Origin of the sequence: Lactococcus taiwanensis (genome assembly GCF_017068355.1) — a bacterium.
GTDB lineage: Bacteria > Bacillota > Bacilli > Lactobacillales > Streptococcaceae > Lactococcus > Lactococcus taiwanensis.
Genome location: NZ_CP070872.1, coordinates 1,613,022 through 1,632,527, shown reverse-complemented (window position 1 = coordinate 1,632,527; position 19,506 = coordinate 1,613,022). Strand labels below are relative to the sequence as shown.

The 19,506-nt window shown below is 39.7% G+C and carries 19 protein-coding genes; 7 read left to right on the top strand and 12 right to left on the bottom strand.

Annotation, left to right across the window (positions count from 1 at the left end; genetic code table 11):
• Positions 1 to 60 precede the first annotated feature (60 nt).
• A complete protein-coding gene (gene phoU, locus JW886_RS08085) occupies positions 61 to 714 on the top strand; it encodes a phosphate signaling complex protein PhoU (protein WP_075526185.1) in 654 nt (217 codons plus the stop codon).
• Positions 715 to 750: 36 nt separating this feature from the next.
• Here the strand turns inward: phoU and JW886_RS08080 are convergent, their stop codons facing one another.
• The 4 genes from JW886_RS08080 to JW886_RS08065 all read right to left on the bottom strand — a co-directional run bounded on the left by JW886_RS08080 (position 751) and on the right by JW886_RS08065 (position 4,510).
• The gene (locus tag JW886_RS08080; RefSeq protein ID WP_205871814.1) at positions 751 to 1,317 is read right to left on the bottom strand and encodes a histidine phosphatase family protein; all 567 of its coding nucleotides are present in this window, start codon (positions 1,315 to 1,317) and stop codon (positions 751 to 753) included.
• Positions 1,318 to 1,337: 20 nt separating this feature from the next.
• Entirely contained in the window at positions 1,338 to 2,312 is a 975-nt protein-coding gene (locus tag JW886_RS08075; RefSeq protein WP_205871813.1) for a S66 family peptidase, read from the bottom strand.
• Positions 2,313 to 2,444: 132 nt separating this feature from the next.
• Entirely contained in the window at positions 2,445 to 3,716 is a 1,272-nt protein-coding gene (gene serS, locus JW886_RS08070; RefSeq protein ID WP_205871812.1) for a serine--tRNA ligase, read from the bottom strand.
• A 407-nt stretch (positions 3,717 to 4,123) separates the two neighbouring features.
• Entirely contained in the window at positions 4,124 to 4,510 is a 387-nt protein-coding gene (locus JW886_RS08065; RefSeq protein WP_205871811.1) for a DUF956 family protein, read from the bottom strand.
• A 142-nt stretch (positions 4,511 to 4,652) separates the two neighbouring features.
• Here JW886_RS08065 and JW886_RS08060 point away from each other — a divergent pair, with 142 nt between their 5' ends.
• A complete protein-coding gene (locus JW886_RS08060) occupies positions 4,653 to 5,345 on the top strand; it encodes a YitT family protein (protein WP_205272119.1) in 693 nt (230 codons plus the stop codon).
• 93 nt (positions 5,346 to 5,438) lie between these two features.
• On the opposite strand, the gene JW886_RS08055 is transcribed toward JW886_RS08060, so the two are convergent.
• The 5 genes from JW886_RS08055 to JW886_RS08035 form a co-directional block, all read right to left on the bottom strand.
• A complete protein-coding gene (locus JW886_RS08055) occupies positions 5,439 to 5,822 on the bottom strand; it encodes a DUF956 family protein (protein ID WP_205871810.1) in 384 nt (127 codons plus the stop codon).
• Positions 5,823 to 6,005: 183 nt separating this feature from the next.
• The gene (locus tag JW886_RS08050; RefSeq protein ID WP_075526178.1) at positions 6,006 to 6,929 is read right to left on the bottom strand and encodes a PTS system mannose/fructose/sorbose family transporter subunit IID; all 924 of its coding nucleotides are present in this window, start codon (positions 6,927 to 6,929) and stop codon (positions 6,006 to 6,008) included.
• An 18-nt stretch (positions 6,930 to 6,947) separates the two neighbouring features.
• A complete protein-coding gene (locus tag JW886_RS08045; protein WP_075526177.1) occupies positions 6,948 to 7,760 on the bottom strand; it encodes a PTS mannose/fructose/sorbose transporter subunit IIC in 813 nt (270 codons plus the stop codon).
• An 84-nt stretch (positions 7,761 to 7,844) separates the two neighbouring features.
• Entirely contained in the window at positions 7,845 to 8,834 is a 990-nt protein-coding gene (locus JW886_RS08040) for a PTS sugar transporter subunit IIB (RefSeq protein ID WP_075526176.1), read from the bottom strand.
• A 265-nt stretch (positions 8,835 to 9,099) separates the two neighbouring features.
• Positions 9,100 to 9,306: a ferredoxin gene (locus JW886_RS08035; protein ID WP_075526175.1), complete on the bottom strand. Its 207-nt coding sequence runs from the start codon at positions 9,304 to 9,306 to the stop codon at positions 9,100 to 9,102.
• Between the two features lie 46 nt (positions 9,307 to 9,352).
• Here JW886_RS08035 and JW886_RS08030 point away from each other — a divergent pair, with 46 nt between their 5' ends.
• The 3 genes from JW886_RS08030 to JW886_RS08020 all read left to right on the top strand — a co-directional run bounded on the left by JW886_RS08030 (position 9,353) and on the right by JW886_RS08020 (position 12,116).
• Positions 9,353 to 9,883 carry an SAG1386/EF1546 family surface-associated protein gene (locus JW886_RS08030; protein ID WP_075526174.1) on the top strand — a complete coding sequence of 177 codons (531 nt, stop codon included), beginning with the start codon at positions 9,353 to 9,355 and terminating at the stop codon, positions 9,881 to 9,883.
• A gap of 84 nt (positions 9,884 to 9,967) precedes the next feature.
• Positions 9,968 to 10,630, top strand: coding sequence for a (d)CMP kinase (cmk, locus tag JW886_RS08025; RefSeq protein ID WP_075526245.1), 663 nt, complete (start codon positions 9,968 to 9,970; stop codon positions 10,628 to 10,630).
• 88 nt (positions 10,631 to 10,718) lie between these two features.
• Positions 10,719 to 12,116: an LCP family protein gene (locus tag JW886_RS08020; RefSeq protein ID WP_205871809.1), complete on the top strand. Its 1,398-nt coding sequence runs from the start codon at positions 10,719 to 10,721 to the stop codon at positions 12,114 to 12,116.
• Between the two features lie 84 nt (positions 12,117 to 12,200).
• Here the strand turns inward: JW886_RS08020 and JW886_RS08015 are convergent, their stop codons facing one another.
• The 3 genes from JW886_RS08015 to JW886_RS08005 all read right to left on the bottom strand — a co-directional run bounded on the left by JW886_RS08015 (position 12,201) and on the right by JW886_RS08005 (position 15,757).
• Positions 12,201 to 13,067: a sugar ABC transporter permease gene (locus tag JW886_RS08015; protein WP_075526243.1), complete on the bottom strand. Its 867-nt coding sequence runs from the start codon at positions 13,065 to 13,067 to the stop codon at positions 12,201 to 12,203.
• 5 nt (positions 13,068 to 13,072) lie between these two features.
• Positions 13,073 to 14,455, bottom strand: a complete 1,383-nt coding sequence (locus JW886_RS08010) for a carbohydrate ABC transporter permease (RefSeq protein ID WP_075526173.1) — start codon at positions 14,453 to 14,455, stop codon at positions 13,073 to 13,075.
• Between the two features lie 78 nt (positions 14,456 to 14,533).
• The gene (locus JW886_RS08005) at positions 14,534 to 15,757 is read right to left on the bottom strand and encodes an extracellular solute-binding protein (protein WP_075526172.1); all 1,224 of its coding nucleotides are present in this window, start codon (positions 15,755 to 15,757) and stop codon (positions 14,534 to 14,536) included.
• Between the two features lie 307 nt (positions 15,758 to 16,064).
• On the opposite strand from JW886_RS08005, the gene JW886_RS08000 reads away from it, so the two are divergent.
• Positions 16,065 to 17,819: a glycoside hydrolase family 13 protein gene (locus JW886_RS08000; RefSeq protein WP_200407361.1), complete on the top strand. Its 1,755-nt coding sequence runs from the start codon at positions 16,065 to 16,067 to the stop codon at positions 17,817 to 17,819.
• Positions 17,820 to 17,903: 84 nt separating this feature from the next.
• Positions 17,904 to 19,499: a glycoside hydrolase family 13 protein gene (locus JW886_RS07995; RefSeq protein ID WP_205871808.1), complete on the top strand. Its 1,596-nt coding sequence runs from the start codon at positions 17,904 to 17,906 to the stop codon at positions 19,497 to 19,499.
• Positions 19,500 to 19,506: the final 7 nt, after the last annotated feature.

The following is a 19,506-nucleotide window of genomic DNA, read 5'->3' as shown; positions in this document are numbered from 1 at the left end:
AGTGGGAAATATGCTATAATAACAGAATAAATTTTCAATAAAAAATTAGAGGAGTGTTTAATGTTGCGTACACAATTTGAAGAAGATCTTAATAAACTTCACAATCAATTTTACTCGATGGGCACGCAAGTTTCTGCTCAATTAAATAAAGCAGTTCGAGCCTTCGTAAGTCACGACCGTGATTTGGCTGAACAAGTTATTGAAGGTGATCATGCCATCAATGAACAAGAAAAAAGTCTTGAGAACCAATCTCTAGAAATGATCGCGCTCCAACAACCTGTATCTAGTGATTTGAGAACTATTATTACGGTGCTCAAAGCCTCATCAGATATCGAACGCATGGGTGACCATGTTGCTTCGATTGCCAAAGCGACAATTTCTTTGAAGGGTGAGGAACGGATTCACATCGTTGAAGAAGATATTAGTTTGCTTGGAGAAAAAGTTAAATCCATCGTTGACGCCTCTTTGAATGCTTATATTCAAGGCGATGATTTACGTGCGCATGAAGTGGCAGAACAGCAAAATGTTATTAAAAGCATGAGCCACGAAATTCAAGAAAAAGTGCTTGAAGGAATGAAAGAGAATTCTGAAACAGTGACGACAGGAAAAGAGTATCTTTTAACTTTAGTTTACTTAGAGCGAATTACGGGCTACGCTGTCAATCTTTGCGAATGGATTGTTTATCTTAATTCTGGAAATATCATCGAACTTTAAGTAAAAAAGTTACTGACCAAGCTGTCAGTAACTTTTTTATTCATAATCAATCGGAATTTCCTCATGTGAGAGATAGCGGTGTCCATCAAAATTCATTTTGATAACATAGGGCATCTTTCCTGCTAAAACTTTAAAATCATTAAATTGAAAGTCCGGTTGATAATAATTAAGGATGGTCGAGAGGGAGGTTCCATGTGTTCCGACCGCTACTTTTTGACCGCTAGCATTTTTAAGAATCTGCTGCACTGCCTGAATATTTCGTTCTTGAACCTCACGCAAAGATTCTCCTTGCTCCAGTTTATAGTCAAAATCTTGCCACTGCATTTGGGCAAAACTCCAAAAATCATCAATCCATGGACCGACGTTTCTTTCTCGTAGCGCGCTTAGAAGCTGTATTTCAAGTGCTTTAGCCTCGGCTAGAGGCTGGACGGTTCGAACAGAGCGCAAAAAAGGACTTGAATAGATCTGATCAAGCGCAACTGGTTCAAAAGCCTCTGCTAAGACCAGGGCTCTTTTTTCCCCTTCATCGGTAAGAGGAACGTCCATATCGTCATAGGCTGCTGAGTCGCGTAATGAGTGGCGAATAAAATAAATTTCTGTCATAGTAAACTCCGTATAAATGCTTATCCTTTCAGGATTTCTAGTTTTAAAGGTTTGGTCGTGAGTTGAATTTCACCCCCTAAAGGAAAAGTAAAAATAGGTTGGCTGTGACCAAAGTCAACATCATAAATGACGGGGATGTGCTGTAAAAGGGGATATTTATCGAGAATAAACCACAAAATCTCCTCAGTCATCCCCTCTTCTTTGGGAAAACGGCCAATGACTAATCCTGCAATATCAGGATAAACTTGTAGGAAATGAGCAAGTTCACGGTCCCAAGCATAAAAATCTTCCTCTTCAGCATTTTCTAAAAAGGCAATCGGACTTGTAAGCTTGACTTGTGCAGAAGTTCCTGTCACGAGCATCAAGGTATTGAGATTGCCACCCAAGATTGTTCCTGAAGCCGTACCGTGATTGTATATTTTCCAACTTGCTGGGAGCGGATGTCGTGCTTGCGTTGGATCATACCAAGCATCGCTGGTATAAACCTCACTGGCACTTAAAGAATAAGTCGACGGACCTGCGACTGCTTTTAACCACTCCGCCGTTTGGAAATCTTGTAATTCATCCATCAAGAAGGCAATATAGCCTGGACCATAGTAAGTGACCAAACCCGTTTTAGAAAAAATGGCCTGATGAAGGACTGTAATGTCCGAAAATCCACAGAAAATTTTAGGGTTTTGTCGCACAATTTCCCAGTCAATATAAGGCAGCAATTCATTGCTGTTAAAACCGCCGATAGTACAAAGCACTGCCTTGACATTGGGATCAGCAAATGCCGCATGAAAGTCACTGACACGTGAAGCAATTGAACTTGAAGAGAGTAAATCATTTTCTAAAATATGGGCACCAAAAGTGACCTTATAGCCAAGCTTTTCAAGTCGTGTTTTTGCTTTAAGTTTATCTTCGAAACGGCCAGTTCGCAAAAGAGAAGAACTTGGGGAAATCACGCGAATTTCATCACCTTTTTTAAGTTTATGGGGAAAAATTTTAGTCATCCAAACCTCCACTCCTAAATTGAACCTATTATAGCATTTACTGACGGCTTTGTCAGCTTACCTTACCTCAAAGAACTGTGTCATTCATTCACAAAAAAATACTGACCGCTCTGTCAGTATCTTTTTTATTAGTTATTTAATTACTTCAAGTCCACCCATATAAGGACGAAGCACTTCAGGAACAGTGATTGAACCATCTTCATTTTGATAATTTTCAAGAATAGCAGCCACAGTACGTCCAACAGCAAGTCCAGAACCATTCAAAGTGTGAACAAGTTGAACTTTACCCTCTTCGTCACGATAACGAATTTGGGCACGACGGGCTTGGAAATCTTCACAGTTTGAACATGAAGAAATTTCACGGTAAGTATTTTGCGCAGGAATCCAAACTTCTAAATCATAAGTTTTAGCCGCAGAGAAGCCCATGTCACCAGTTGACAAAGCCACAACACGGTAAGCAAGACCCAATTTTTTAAGAATATTTTCAGCGTTTGCTGTCATTTTTTCAAGTTCATCATAAGATTGGTCAGGTTTAGTAAATTTAACCATTTCAACTTTATGGAATTGGTGCAAACGAATCAAACCACGCGTATCACGACCAGCAGAACCAGCTTCAGAACGGAAAGAAGGACTCATTGCTGTGAATTTGATTGGCAATTCTGCGCCATCCAAAATTTCCCCACGATAGTAGTTAGTCAAAGGAACTTCAGCAGTTGGAATTAAAACAAAACCACGGTCATCTTTCAATTCAAAAGTGTCTTCTTTAAACTTCGGATATTGACCCGTTCCAAACATTGACTCTTGATTAACCATATAAGGAGTAATCATTTCAGTATAACCTTCTTTACCGTGCTCATCAAGCATGAAGTTATAAAGGGCACGTTCAAGTCTTGCGCCAGCACCTTTGTAGAATAGGAAGCGTGAACCAGTGACTTTACCACCACGTTCCCAATCCAAAATTCCTAAATCTTCACCCAAATCCCAGTGAGCTTTAGGTTCAAAATTGAAAGTTGGAGTTTGACCAACACGACGAACCTCAACGTTATCCTCTTCATCAGCACCAATTGGTGTACTTTCATGAGGAAGATTTGGCAACATGATAATGATTTCATTCAAGTTTTCTTCGATTTCAGCAAGTTCAGCATCAATGGCTTTGATTTCAGCAGAAACTTTTTGCATTGCAGCAATTTGTGCGCTGGCATCACCTTTTGCACGTTTTACTTGTGAAATTTCATCAGAAACGCTATTACGTTCAGCTTTCAAAGCCTCAGATTTTACAATGAGTTCACGACGTTTAATGTCTAAGTCATGAAGTTTTTCAAGTTTTTCTTTTTCAACACCACGAGTGGCTAATTTTGCAGCAACACCGTCAAAATCAGCACGAATTTTTTTAATATCAAGCATAAGCTCTCCTTTTTCAATTACAAATTTTTAGCATATTCTGACCGTGTAATCACAAAAAAACGCCCTATTTCCGAAGAATTAGGGCGCTGTCATTGCACGGTTCCACCTAAATTATCTACCTCACTTTACTGACTGAGAAGTCAGCAGTAGAGTAGAACTTTGGTAGCTTGTAACGCTAGCCAAGCGCTCTCACTTTCATGAGAAAATCAGAAAGAAGTAGAAAGTCATCGATCAGTTTTACTTGTTCGCAGCACCACAAGTTCTCTTAAAAAACCTTACAAGACCAGCTCCTTAAGCCCATTTTACCATTTTAAGAAGGCATTTGTCAAAAAATTATCAGTAAAAAAGTTGGCTTACAAAGCAATATTCACCTTGTAAAAATACTGACCATTGCGTCAGTATTTTTTTCAAGATTTACGGATGGCACGGCGCAAGGGATCAAGAATACTTGGCGCACGCACCACATTTTCTTTGCCAATACGTTCTGAAATCATTTTTACGAGATGACCTGCTTCCTTAGAACCAAAACGAACCTTTGCCTGAGTACGTAGGATTAATGCAAATTGTTGACCTAATTTTCCATTCATTTTTACATCAACCTCTGCTTGTAAAATATCTTCCCACGAAAAAACAAGAGGTTGCCCACGCCGAGGATTTTTATAAGTAAAAGTGACTCCTTCATCACTAATTTTCAAAGTACCATTTTCTACAGAACCTAAATACGCCGTCCCTTTTGTTTCATAAAAATGCTCCGTCGGATGAGTTATCAAAGCAATGTCCTCTTTTCTAATCATTAAGTTATTATACCATAAAAACGGATACATTTTCATCAATAAATTAACGTGGCAACGAGGACATGATTTAAGAAATGCTCTAAAAAATGTTATCATTATAATAGAAGAATATTTTAATGTTATTTTAATTAAAGGAGGCAGCATGGCCCTATTAGGTGTAAAAATAGATAAGAAATTTATGAGAGATCTCGTCCTTTTACTTTTGGGTGTAGGGCTCTATATCCTCTCTATACAGCTTTTTGTTGTACCCAATGCGATGGCAAGCAATGGCATTGCAGGGTTTTCAGTTTTTATCCAATTTGTCTTTGGAGTTAATCCAGCTTTGACATTTTTTGCAGTAAACATCCCACTCTTTTTCCTGAGCTGGAAACTTCTCAATAAGCGAGAACTTTTGCTCACAATTCCTGGTGCGCTTGCCATGAGTGGTTGGATGATGGTTTATGAAGCACTTGGTGTCACTGGTTTTCAGATCCCTTCATTGGTTGTTGTCGGGCTACTAGATGGTTTACTTTCGGGACTTGGTGCGGGGCTTGTGGTCCTTTCTCAAGGAACGTTTGGCGGTTCAATCTTACTGGCACGTCTGTTTGAAAATAAGTGGCATATTAGTATTGACCGTACACTTTTTGGGATTGATGTAGGGGTGATGTTACTAGCGGTCATCACTTATTTGGCCTTGCCAAACTTTTTAGTAACCCTTTTGTCCTGCTTTATCTTTAGTAAAGTTACCAGATTTGTGGGACGTGCGGAATATCGGGCCAAAACGTTACAAAAGTTTGGCTTTCCAAAGAAAACTCAAACTTGTAGCTGTTCGTCATCTCCATGCCCCCATCGCTAATTGACACTCAAAAGGATATCTTATCATGAGAGAGAGTTATGTTAATAAAAAAACAGTAAAACGTTGATTTTTACTGTTTTTTTAACGACTTGCTCATTTCTTTCTTTTACGCTTAAAGGCATTTTTAAATGTTCCCAGAAAGCTTGGCGATTTCACTACCTTCTCATTTCCTAAATAATCGCGCATCCAGCGTAAAACAGTTCCGGATTCTTTAGAAGAAAAGCGAACCTTGGAGCCATTTTGAAGTACGATGGAAAATTGACGACCGACCTTGACTTGTCCTTTGAGGGTTTTTGTAACATCACCCTCCACACGTAAAATCGAAGACCAAGGGAAGGTCATATTTTTTTCTACATTTCGATCATTATAAAATTCAAAGGCAACATCGCCAATTAAGATTTTGCCATATTCAGCAAAACCGAGGTAAGCAATCCCTTCTGTTGAAAAATCAGCTTTAGTATTTAGTGATTGAGCCACGCAAGTTACTCCATTTCATAGTTTAGATTAAAAAAATAGTATTTTATCACTAACTTAGCAGTGATGAAAACCTCATAATAACTATTTAATTATAGCATAAAAACGCTTTATTTTCCTTAATCATCAGAAAAAGAATGAACAAAAAAGCCAATCCGAAGATTGACTTTAAACATCGCTAATCGATTACATGATTTGTGCCCAACGACCGAGGATACCCACGATGAAGAGACCGAAGATGATAACGATTGGAGAAACCTTTTTCTTAAGCAACCACATGCAAAGGAATGTGATAAGCAAACCAGCAAGACCAGGAATCAATTGATTCAAGTTGTCTTGAAGGTAAGTGACTTTTGTAGAATCAAGTGGAAGGTTGCTGCCGACTTGACCAAGAATATCGTGGAGTTGTGTACCAGATACATTACCTTTAGGGAATTCTACATAAGCACCTTTTTGCAAAGGAATTCTTGAAACGACTGCATTCGCACCGTTGAAGTTAATGGTTACCCAACGTTGGATTAACACACCAAGGACAAACATACCAAGGATAGAAGCACCTTTAGTAACGGTTTGGAGGAGTCCTCCACCGAGGTCTTTAGTGATTGCAGAACCTGATTTGTAACCAAATTCTTGAGTGTACCACAAGAAAGCGATACGAATAGCATTCCACACGATGAAGAAGAAGAGTGGAGCGATGATTGATCCACCAGTAGCCAATGAAGCTGCAATCGCACCAACGATAGGACGTACTGTGAACCAGAAGACAGGGTCACCGATACCGGCAAGAGGACCCATCATACCAACTTTAACCCCTTGAATAGCGGCATCGTCGATTTCAGCACCGTTAGCACGTTCTTCTTCAAGGGCAAGCGTTACACCGATGATTGGAGCGGCAACGTATGGGTGAGTATTAAAGAATTCCAAGTGACGTTTCAAAGCTTCTTTAGCTTCTTCGCCAGAAGGGTAGAGTTTTTTCAATGCTGGAATGAGCGAGTAAGCCCAACCACCATTTTGCATACGTTCGTAGTTCCAAGAACCTTGGAGGAACATTGAACGCCACATAACGCTACGACGGATTTTCTTATCAAGAGTTATTTTATTTTCAGACATTTTTTAGATCCTCCTTTCTTAGTAGTCGTTCAAGATGTCGCCGATTGGGTCACCTGATGAAGCTGCAGCGCCATTTCCAGAACCACCAGAAGCTTGGAGGTTAAGGTAAACAACAGCGATAACAACACCGAGGACACCAGTTGCAATCAAAGTCAATTCTGAGATTGGGGCGATAGCGAAACCAAGGAAGAAGAATGGCCATACTTCACGTGTAGCCATAAGGTTGATAACCATTGCATAACCAACGGCAACAACCATACCACCACCAACGGCAAGACCACCAGAGATAACTGGAGGAATAGCGTTCAAAGCATCTTGGATAACTTGTGGTGAGATAACCAAAAGAAGTCCAGCAGGGATAGCAATACGCAAACCTTGACAGATAAGTGCGATAAAGTGCCACATTTCAACACCTGAGTATGATCCATTTTCAGCAGCACGGTCAGCTTGGTGAACGAGCACAACTGAGAGCATACGTACAAGAGTAGTCAAGACAAGACCAGCAGTTGCAAGCAAGATAGCAGCAGGAACGATTGTACCCATGATATGGTTTAAGTCAAAGTTATTTGATTGAACCATCAAGATAGATGAAGCAATAGAGGCAAGGGCAGCATCGGGTGCGACAGCGGCACCAACGTTAGCCCAACCAAGAGCGATCAATTGAAGCGAACCACCAAGGATAATCCCTGCAGAAGCGTGACCGGTAACGATACCGATAAGCGAGCAGGCGATAATTGGTTGGTGGAATTGCCATTGGTCAAGGATACCTTCAAGTCCAGCAAGGAAGGCAACGATAATGACCAAGATTACAGATAAAACACCGTATTCCATGTTTAATATATCTCCTTAATAATTTGGCTGCCTAATATTCAATTTTAAATAATAATCGGAATATCAGACAAGCTCATATTCTGATTATTGTACGTCAGCTTTGTTAATTAAGCCAAAGAGGTCAGCTTTAGAATCAGCTGGAACTTTACGTACGTCGAATTTAACTCCGAGGTCACGCAATTTTTCAAAAGTAGCAACATCATCTTTGTCCATAGAAAGAACTTTGTTGAGCATTGTTTTACCAGTTGAGTGAGCCATAGAACCAACGTTCAAGGTATCAATTGGTACGCCACCTTCGATAGTTGCAAGAGCGTCTTGCGGAGTTTCGAAAAGAAGAAGTGCTCTAGTTTCACCAAAACGTGGATCTTTAGCTACTTCAATCATTTTCTTGATTGGAACAACGTTAGCTTTTACACCAGTTGGAGCTGCTTGTTCAATGAGTTTCTTACGCAATTCGTCTTTTGAGACAGTGTCAGAAACTACAATGATACGGTTGGCTTTTGAATCTGGAGTCCAAGCAGTCGCAACTTGACCGTGAAGCAAACGAGAGTCAATACGCGCAAGGTTGATTTTAATTTTCCCATCGCCAATGACAGTTCCTTCAGGAATTGCGCCTTGTACAGCAGCAGGAGCGGCTGCAACAGCAGTTTCCTCTGCAGGTTGAAGTTCCTCAGGGAGTACTTTAATACCACCTTTCGCTTCTTTCATAATGTTAGCCGCAACTTGTTCAACGCCAGCAGATGCATCCATCATGCGTTCTGTGTAGGCTTGAATAAGCATAGGCAGGTTGAGGCCTGTGATGATAGCAATCTTGCGATCAGGGTTTTCACCCATCACTGCACTTGCTTGGTTAAATGGAGAACCGCTCCACAAGTCAGCAAGGACAAGAACTTCATCTTCAGCATCAAATGTTGCGATGGCAGCTTCGATTTTAGCATGCAAATCAGTTGGTCCTTCGTTAGGCATAAAAGTAACTACTTGTACTTTTTCTTGCTCTCCGAAAATCATAGAACCAGATTGTTTGATGCCTGCGGCGAATTCACCATGGCTCGCAATAACAATTCCGATACTCAATGTGAGTAACCTCCTATATAAGATTATAATAAAAATTATTACCTAGTCATTATACTATTTTCATTCCACATTTGCAAATGTTTTCATAGAATAATAATAAGGGTTTCCACGCTTATGGAAACCCTTTTATAAAACAAACTGTATAGATAGCTTTAGGTCAAGCTTTCACAATTTTTTTCACAAATTTTCATAAATAAAAAAGTTTTTTTATTGAAAAATACCTTGAAATTGAAAACTTATGGTAAAATAGAAAGTGATAAAATATCTAGATGTCTTTATCAATTTTGAGGGCTCCAGTAGGACACGATTTGACCGCTGTGCGAAGCGACGGAGCATCAGGAAAAGTCTTTTCTTGGTCTTGAGTATCATAAAATTTTACAATCCCATTATCATGATAGTCAAAAGCCTCTGGTGCATGAATATGGCATAAGCCACAGGCAATGCATTTATCAGGAATTATTTTTATCTTCATATAAAGAATGATAATAAAAAAAGACTAAAAATGAAAGGAAAAGGTCGTGGCAACAAAAGAACCCTGGAATAACGAAATTTATCGTGCAATGAAAGAAGAGCCTACGGAACTTAAACGCAAAGTCCGTACTAAAGATGAACATAAACGTCCTTTGACAACGCGTTTTCTGACCTTTCTCGTTGCATTAATGTTTATTATTGTTGGTTTTGCAATTGTGTTTATTCTTTGGAACAGCCAAAATCAAAGTAATGAAGCAATCGCCAAAAATTTCCATCAATCTTCAAGTACTTCAACGGCTGCAACACAGTCAAGCAGTAGCACGCCTGCCTCATCCTCTTCATCGACGGCGACTAGTCAAACGGAAGCTTCATCAAGTAGTACCCCTGCCTCCTCTTCGTCAAGCAGCGCAGAAGCTGGTACGACTTACACAATCGTGGCAGGAGATTACCCAAGCACCATTGCTGCTAAAACAGGGCTGTCATGGGATCAGATTGCTAGCTTGAATAATATCTCTTCCGATGGATATAATGCTGATGGTAGTGCTATTCACGCAGGACAAGTCCTCAAATTGAAATAAAAATTTACTGACAGTTTGGTCAGTAAATTTTTTAAAGTTTGTCAGAAAAAAGATTTAAAAGATAAGGTAGAAAATTTAAAAGTGATGAAAAAAATCCAAATTGCTGTAGACGGTCCTGCTTCAAGTGGGAAATCAACGGTGGCTAAAATTGTAGCGCGGGATCTTGATTTAATTTATTTAGATACGGGCGCTATGTACCGTGTGGCGACATTGGTGGCCATGCAAGAACAGACACAAGATCCACAGGTTATTATTAATTTTATTGAAGAAAATCCGATTTCTTTTGCGAATGGCCCGAAGGGGCAGGAAGTGTTCTTAGGTGAGCGCAATGTGACGGATGTGATTCGAACTAATGAAGTGACGAACGCAGTTTCAAAAATTTCAGCCATGCCTGAAATTCGTAGTTTTCTAGTAGCTGAGCAACAGCGGATTGCTAAGGAAGGCGGGATCATTATGGATGGACGTGATATTGGTACAGTTGTTCTTCCAAACGCTGAGCTTAAAATTTTCTTAGTAGCCTCTGTTGAAGAGCGGGCAGAACGTCGTTACAAAGAAAATCGATCTAAAGGTATTCCAACAGACTTGGAGCGCTTAAAATCAGAGATTGCTGCTCGAGATCATAAGGATAGTACGCGCAAAGTGTCTCCCTTGAAACAAGCTGAGGATGCTGTTTTGTTAGATAGTACGGGCAAGTCAATTGCTGACGTTGTCGCCTTCATTGAAACGCGAGCAAAAAGACTTATTTAAAGTCTTTTTTTTACTGACAGAGCTGTCAGTAATCAAGAAGAGAGCCAGCTTTGCAGTAAAATACAAACTTTGGTATAATAGTGAAGAAATGAATGAAAAAAAATATAAACGCTTGGAATATTTGAGACATAATATTGATTATCTCAGTATCCGAGAGCGCCAAGAGTACTATGAGCTCCTCAATGAGTTGAAACGTTATGATGGTTATTCTGACGATGACATGCAAGAGGAAGTTGAAGCAGACGCTTATGAAGATTCACAAGAACATTGGCAAGAACCTGACTACGCTTATAGTGGTGCCTCAAATAGTGAGGGCGGCTCTTCTCGAAGAGCGTCCAGAAATCATGCAAGTGCATCACCTTCACCCAGAAATACAAATATAAAGCTTCCTAAAAAGCCTAAAAAGCCTAAAAAGGATAAGCCTCGCAAGAAAAGACGTTGGCTAAGAGGCATACTTGCTTTTATTATTCTGATTATTATTGTCATGGCAGGGTTCTTTGTATATGGTTACAACCGTGGTGTGAAACAAGAAGGTGGAACGATAAAAAATGAATCTTTTACGGGTACCAAAAATTCTGATGGCTCTACTAACATTTTAGTACTTGGAGCAGATAAGCGCCCAGGCCAGTCAAGTGATGTGGCTCATACAGATTCGATCATGGTTTTGCACATTAGTAAAGATAAAAAAACAGTACGCCTTGTGAGTTTCATGCGGGATACACTCGTTCTGGTTCCTGGCGTGACCTCTGATACTGGTGAGCCGAATGTCAAAATCAATGCCTCCTTTACCATTGGTGAAAATTATAATGGGCAGGGAATAAATTTATTAAGTGATACATTGAAGAAAAATTTTGGAATAAATATCCAATATTATGCGGTCGTTGATTTTTCAAGCTTTTCAACGGTTATCGACTCACTGTTTCCAAACGGAGTGGAGATAGATGCAAAATTCTCTACAATTAATGGCCAAACAATGGATGAAGTACCTGTGCCTGATGATTTGTCAGAGACGCAAGGGATGGCAAGTTCTGACAAGGTGTTGACCGCTGAGCAAGCTGCTGAGTTAGGCTACCCTGACGGAGGCGGTACCTTCATGATGATTAAACAAGGCAAACAAAAGATGGACGGACGGACGTTGCTCAATTACGCGCGTTTTCGTCACGATGATCAAGGAGACGCGGGCCGGGTAGCTCGCCAGCAACAAGTAATGTCCACAGTGATGTCGCAACTTAAAAATCCTTTGATGTTATTTACTGGTGCGAGCGCTTTAGGGACGGCGCGTGCTGTAACGATGACAAACATCCCCAACAGCTTCTTTTTGACAACGGGCGTAAGAACTCTGTTTAGTAGTGCAGGTGGACTTGATTCCACGACTATCCCAGCTGACAATGACTGGACAAATGCTTATGATAAATATGGCGGTCTAGGTTTATTGATTGATATGTCAAAATACAGAACCAAAGCACAAAGTCTTCTTGGACAATAAAAAACTTACTGACCAGCTGGTCAGTAAGTTTTTTTACTTTTAGTATACCCTCAAATGAAAAAGTAATGATGTATTACTAGGTTATTAGCCTTTGTCTGCACCAGCAGTGATCCCATTGACATAAAATTTTTGCATGATGACAAAGAGGATTGTAATTGGAATTGCAATGATGACACAACCAGCGATAAATTGTGTGAAGAATGCAGTAGCAGCCCCTTTTTGACTGTTGACCATTGAATAAAGCCCGTAGGCGATGGTGAACGTTTCAGGATGTGCTTGGTTATTTCCTAAGATAATCCCTGAGAAGATGAAGTCGGTCCAGGGTGCAATGAAGGCCATCAAAGCTGTATAAACAATGATGGGACGAGAGAGCGGAAGAGTGATGTGTGTGAAGATTTGCCATTTGTTTGCACCATCAATCGTTGCTGCCTCATCAATAGAGTGTGGAATAGTATCGAAGAATCCTTTAGCAATATAAAATCCTAGTCCAGCACCACCGACATATACTAAGACCAGCCCACCAATATTCAGCATATTAATGGCTTTCAAGATATAATACAAGGCTATCATTGACATGAAACCAGGGAACATCCCTAAAACGAGAGCGATTTGTAAGAAAGGTTTACGAAATGCAAAGCGTAGACGTGAAAGGGTATAAGACATAATGATGGTAATAAAAGTAGAAAGTGTCGCTGAAACGATGGCTACAAGGAAGGTGTTACCAATCCAAGCCACAAATGGGAAACTCCCACTCTTATTTTGAAAAAGCTGGATATAATTAGTCAAAGTAAAACTTTTAGGGATAATCGTTGAGACAAATCCAGTGTTATTTTGAGTAAGACTTGCAAGAACAATCCAAATAATCGGGAAAATCCAGATTAATGCTAAAAGCCCAAGCAGGATATATCGAAGCGTCAGTGATACGCGACGTTGAGTTTTATATGATTTCATTTCAATTATCCCTCCTTAAATGCATTTGTACGGCGATATGCGACAAGGGAAATAGAGGCATTAACAATAAATATTAAGATACCAAGTACGGCTGCCGCATTGTAGCGCTGTGTTTGACCGAAGACCAAGTTATAAAGCCAAGTAACAAGTAAGTCAGTTGATCCTGCGCCCTGATAATCAGGATTCATTGGCCAGCCCTTAGTTAAAAGGTAAATCACATTGAAATTATTAATGTTACCAATGAACTGTTGAATAAGAGCAGGTGTCATTACAAAGAGGATTTGAGGAAAAGTGATGGAGCGGAAAATGTTAAATGTATTTGCTCCATCGATACGTGCTGCTTCGATTTGATCTTGCGGAAGGTTTTGGATAATGGCTGTGGACACCAGCATCGAAACGGGTATACCAATCCACATATTAACAAAAATAACAGTGATTCGAGCTACCATTGGATCTGACGCTGCACCAATAAAATTAATAGGGTGAGAAATGAGATGAAGATTCATTAATATGCCATTAAAAGCTCCCTGCTGATCTAAAAATTGCGCCATCATCAACAAAGTTACAAATTGTGGAACAGCAAATACAATAACAAAAATTGTCCGCCAAAAACCTTTAAATTTGATTCCAGTTGATTCAATCAGTAAAGCTAGAAGAACACCACCTAAAAAAGTTGTTGCGGTGGCAACTACAGCCCATACTAAAGTCCAACCTAGGACTGGAAAGAAAGTACCTGCTAAGTCGCCTGTCAACACGTTACCAAAAGCTTGAAACCCAGTCCAAGAAAAGGCAGTCGCATGTAGACGATCATAGTTAGTAAATGCCATTGAAATCATGTAGACAGTTGGCAGAACAGTAAATGCTAAAATTCCTAATAATGGTATAGCCATCAACGTCGCATATAAACGTTCGTCAAGCAAAGAGGCAAGTTCTTCTTTATTAGATGGGATAGCTTTTCCTTCACGTTTCAGGTAATAAAGATGTTTGTTCGAGCGATAGTTAAACCAATAAAGCAAAACGAACAAAATGACGATTAAACAGGCGATGATCCCCCATAATAAAATGAGGACTGAATGGTCAGGTTGCACGATAACAGGGAAACCATTAGCATCTGTCGTTTCGCGTAAAGTTTTGTTGGGACCTAAACTACTCAAGAGTGAAAAGGCGCTAAGCCCAGAAAACAAGAGCCAACCAATAAATGCAATTTCAAGTATTAGAAATGTAAATCCCTTTACCCACTGTTTATTTCTGATTTGATTTAAGCCCATCACAAAGAAAGTTAGCTTTGTTACGGCGTCTCCTTTAGAAAAAACTTCGCGGATACTTATGGACTTTTCTTCTGGAGAAATAGAACTCTCTGTGAGTCTTCTTTTTTTTCTTTTAGTCATAATATTTCCTTTAATAAATTAAAAGGTCAGGCTGAAGGAGCCCAACCTCTTATTCACGTATTAACATAAGTGGATCTCTTATTTAGAGATACTATCTTGGAATTTTTGCAGTTGAGCAGAGAAATCAGCAGGTTTGATTGATCCAGTGTATGCACCATTAATCAAAGGAGCAGAGTTGTTCCAGAATGTTGCCATTTGTGGAAGCTTAGGCATTACAACAGAGTAGCCTTTTTGAGACATGGTAATTACTGCTTTCGTTGCATCATCGTTTTTCACCGCTTCATTTTCTTGAGCATCCTTGTTTGTTGGGACGTTACCTAAAGCTTTGAAGAGTTTGATTTGTGCATCTTCGCTTGTCAAATATTGAGCAACTGTTTGGGCTGCGGCTTGGTTTTTAGTTTCAGAATTAATTGCAAAGCCTTTAACACCTTGGAAGGCTTGTAATTGTTTTTGTTCACCACCAATAGTAATAGTTGGGTAAGGAGCAACAGCATAGTTATCCCCTAAAATCTTCTTAATGTTTGCAGTGTCCCAAGGTCCATCAACGATAGCTGAGGCTTTACCGGATTGAAGTTGGTTCAAAGCGTTAGAAGTTTGCATAACATTTTTATTGGATTTTTGATCTGCAAACCATTGCATCGCCTTTACGCCATTTTCAGAAGCGACATCTGTGCCAGATACGTCCTCACCAGAAGTTCCAAAAAGAGTAGTTCCAGCTGTGAAGAAGACAGGATAGAAGTTATAAGCATTAGTGAAATCAGTAGCGAAAACCGCTTTAGAAGTCATTGTATCCCATGTTTTAACATCATCAGCTGTTAATTTAGATTTGTTATAGAAAAGGACTTGGGCTTCAGTAGAACCTGGGAAAGCATAAAGTTTATCTTTATAAGACATTCCCGCGTAAGCTGTATCGGTGCTGTCAGATTTGACTTCACTTGCCATTTTGGATTGAATTGGGCTGATGAATCCTTTATCAGCCATATCTCCCAATTGGTCATTTGGTACAGCGAAGACATCAGCATATTTAGAAGGATCTTTAGCGATATCTGTTTTAGCATTGGCAGAGCCAGAAGCGTTGGCGATAACTTTTACAGTAAGGTCAGGGTATTTAGCTGACATTCCTTTAGCGATAGATTCGTAAGTTGCTTTTTGCTGGGTATCTACATAGACACGGACTGTCCCTTTGATGTCAGAAGAGCTTGAAGAGGTTTTACTACCACTTGTAGAATTGCCACAAGCTGCAAGCGTTGTGACTGCGAGAACAGAAGCTCCGCCCAAGGCTACTTTTTTCCAAGATTTCATTTTGTTTCCTCCTAATGAAAACGGTTTTATTTTCTATGATTCTTATTTTACGCAAACGTTTGCTTTTTGTCAAGAAAAATCATATTACATTTTGATGACGGAGTGTATTGCTTTATAAACTAGCTTATTTTCTCCTAATAAATTAAGAAATAGACTTGTAAAAAAATAGAAAACGCAACAAAATATGCAAACGATTGCGCTTTTGAAAGCGTTATGATAAAATGATACCAATGTGAGATTTATGTTCTCCAGATGTGGTGGAAATGACACTAGTACAGCCATCAAAAAAATTTGGAGGTTCTATTTTATGAACAAAGCAGCTCTTTACCATCGTCCCGAATCAGAATTTGCATATCTCTATACGCGTGATACGATGCAGGTCCGACTTCAAGCTCAAAAAGATGATATTGAAAAAGTTGAGCTTTTCTATGGCGATCCTTATCTTTGGGAGGGAGTTGAAGACCCAGAGCACCAAACTTGGAAAAGTGCTCAAGTAGAGATGAAAAAAGTTCTTTCTACTAATAGAAGTGATTTTTTCGAAGCAGAAATCACGGTAGCAACAAAACGTGTCGATTATCTTTTCGTAGTGACTGGGTTAGATGGTGAGAAGGTGGTTTATACTGATCAAGGATTGTTAGACTATGATGAAACGCTGATTACCAAAAAATATGGAGCATTTCGTTTGCCGTATTTTCATGAGACGGATCGTTTTAAAACACCTGGGTGGGTTAAAGAAACAGTTTGGTATCAGATTTTTCCTGAGCGGTTTGCTAATGGGGACACTCAAAATGATCCTGAGGGTACAAAAGCCTGGAATGCATTAGATGTGCCAGATCGGCAAGATTTTTACGGTGGGGATTTGCAAGGGGTGCTTGATCATTTGGATCATTTGACGGAACTTGGTGTAAACGGGATATATTTTACTCCTATTTTTCAAGCCTACTCCAATCATAAATATGACACAGAAGACTATTTAGCTATAGATAAAAACTTTGGTGATAAAGCGTTATTCAAGCATTTGGTCGAAGAAGCTCACGCGCGTGGCATCAAAGTGATGCTTGACGCGGTCTTTAATCATATCGGTGATACTTCACCACAATGGCAAGATGTTCTAAAGCATCAAGAAAAGTCCAAATATGCGGATTGGTTCCATGTGAATAGTTGGCCTGCAACTTATACACCAACTGATGATTTTGAGAACGCTGAAAATGCGACTTATGATACATTTGCTTTTACGCCACACATGCCCAAATTAAACACAGCAAATCCTGAGGTGGAAGCTTACCTCTTGGAAATTGCGGATTATTGGATACGTGAATTTGACATTGACGCTTGGCGTTTGGATGTTGCAGATGAAGTGGACCATACTTTTTGGAAAAAATTCCGTGCAACGTGTGATGCGGCTAAAAAAGATTTTTACATTTTAGGAGAGGTTTGGCATTCTGCACAGCCTTGGCTGGTTGGTGATGAATTTACTGCTGTGATGAACTATGCTTATACGGATGCCATCAAAGATGGGTTGATTACCAAGAAAATTTCTTTACCTCAGATGGTATCGAATATTAACACTCAATTGACACTTTATAGAAAACAAGTCAATCAAGTGATGTTTAATGTTTTAGATTCACATGATACGCCGCGCATTTTAACTGTTGCTAACGAAAATAAAGCGTTGATGAAATTGGTAGAGACGTTCACCTTCTTACAGCCCGGAGTACCCTGTATCTATTATGGTGATGAGTATGCTTTAACAGGCGGAATGGATCCTGAATGTCGGAAGTGTATGCCTTGGATAAAAGAAGAACAAGATGTGGAGATGTTTGAGTTCTTTAAAGAACTCATCGCGCTACGCCATGCTTATCAAGAAGTTTTGAGCGACGCAGCCGTAGTTTGGCAAGAAGTGGATGGCAAAAAAGGTGTCGTGGAAATCCAGCGTGGTGAACTAAAAGGATGCTTTAATATTGGAGAAAATGCAGTCAAATTTGAGGCGGATGAGATTATTTTCTCAAATTTAGTGGAAGATGAAACGATTTTGCCTTTTGGATTCGTAGTTTATAAATAAATAGGATGCTGTCAGTAAAATTTTTACTGACAGCCTGTATTTTTGAAACTGACCGTTTGGTCAGTCAAGTATTGGAGTAAAGTGATGAATAAAAAATGGTGGCAAAAAACGGTGGTTTACCAAATCTATCCACGCTCTTTTATGGATGCTAATGGCGATGGTATTGGAGATTTGCAAGGAATTATTTCTAAGTTAGACTATTTACAAGAACTGGGCATTGGTGCGATTTGGCTGAGTCCGGTTTATCAATCACCTATGGATGATAATGGTTATGATATTTCTGATTATCAAGCAATTTCTGAAGAATTTGGCACAATGGCTGATATGGATGAGCTATTAGCTGAGGCACATCGACGAGATATTGAAATTGTTATGGATTTAGTGGTTAACCATACTTCTGATGAGCACGCTTGGTTTGTTGAAGCAAGACAATCAAAAAATAATCCTTATCGTGATTATTATATATGGCGGGATAAACCAAACGGCTTAAAATCAATCTTTTCTGGGTCAGCATGGCAACTTGATGAAGGAACGGGTCAATATTACTTGCATTTGTTTAGTAAACGGCAACCCGATCTTAATTGGGAGAATCCCAAAGTCCATCAAGAAGTGTATGACATGATGAATTTTTGGATTGATAAGGGGATTGGTGGCTTTCGTATGGATGTCATTGATTTGATAGGAAAGGATATTGACCAAGAGTTAACAGGTAATGGCCCCAGACTTCATGAGTACCTCCATGAGATGAATCGCGCAACCTTTGGTGACAAAGATTTACTGACCGTTGGTGAAACGTGGGGAGCTACGCCTGAGATAGCAGAGCTTTATTCGGCACCCGAGCGCGAAGAGCTCTCGATGGTTTTCCAATTTGAGCATGTGACAAACACTTATCTGGATGAAGGGGAAAAATGGGATAAAAAGAATTTTTCGGTGCCCTTACTAAAGGAAATTTTTGCAAAGTGGCAAGGACTTGAAAAAGGCTGGAATTCACTGTTTTGGAATAATCATGATTTGCCCCGAATTGTATCTATTTGGGGAAATGATAAGACATACCGAGTACATTCTGCTAAGGCCTTTGCCATTTTACTTCATTTGATGAAAGGGACACCTTATATTTATCAAGGAGAAGAATTGGGGATGACGAACTACCCTTTTCAGACAATTGAAGAAGTGAACGATGTAGAATCTCGAAATATGCGTGTGGAGCGTCTTGAGCAGGGCTACAGTGAGACGGAAATTTTAGATGCTATCCGTCGTGTTGGTCGTGATAATGCGAGAACCCCCATGCAATGGAATGTACGGCCTCATGCGGGCTTCACGACAGGAAAGCCTTGGCTTGCAGTCAATCCTAATTATCAGAATATTAATGCTGAAGATGCCATCAATAACCCTGACTCGGTATTCAATACTTACAAGGCGCTAATTAACTTACGTAAGCATAATGACTGGATTATTTATGGTGACTTTGAGTTATTGAACTCTGCTGATGAAGTTTTTGCTTACTTACGTAAGTATCAAGGCAAGAAATACTTGGTTGTGGTCAATTTATCAGATCAGGTCAATCCCTTCACCACCGGTTTTGTCCCCTACAAATCAGTAATCACAAATGACAAAGTACGGCAAGAAATTTCACAAATTGAACTCAAACCTTGGGAAGCTTTTGCTTATGAAGTGGAATAGAAATTTG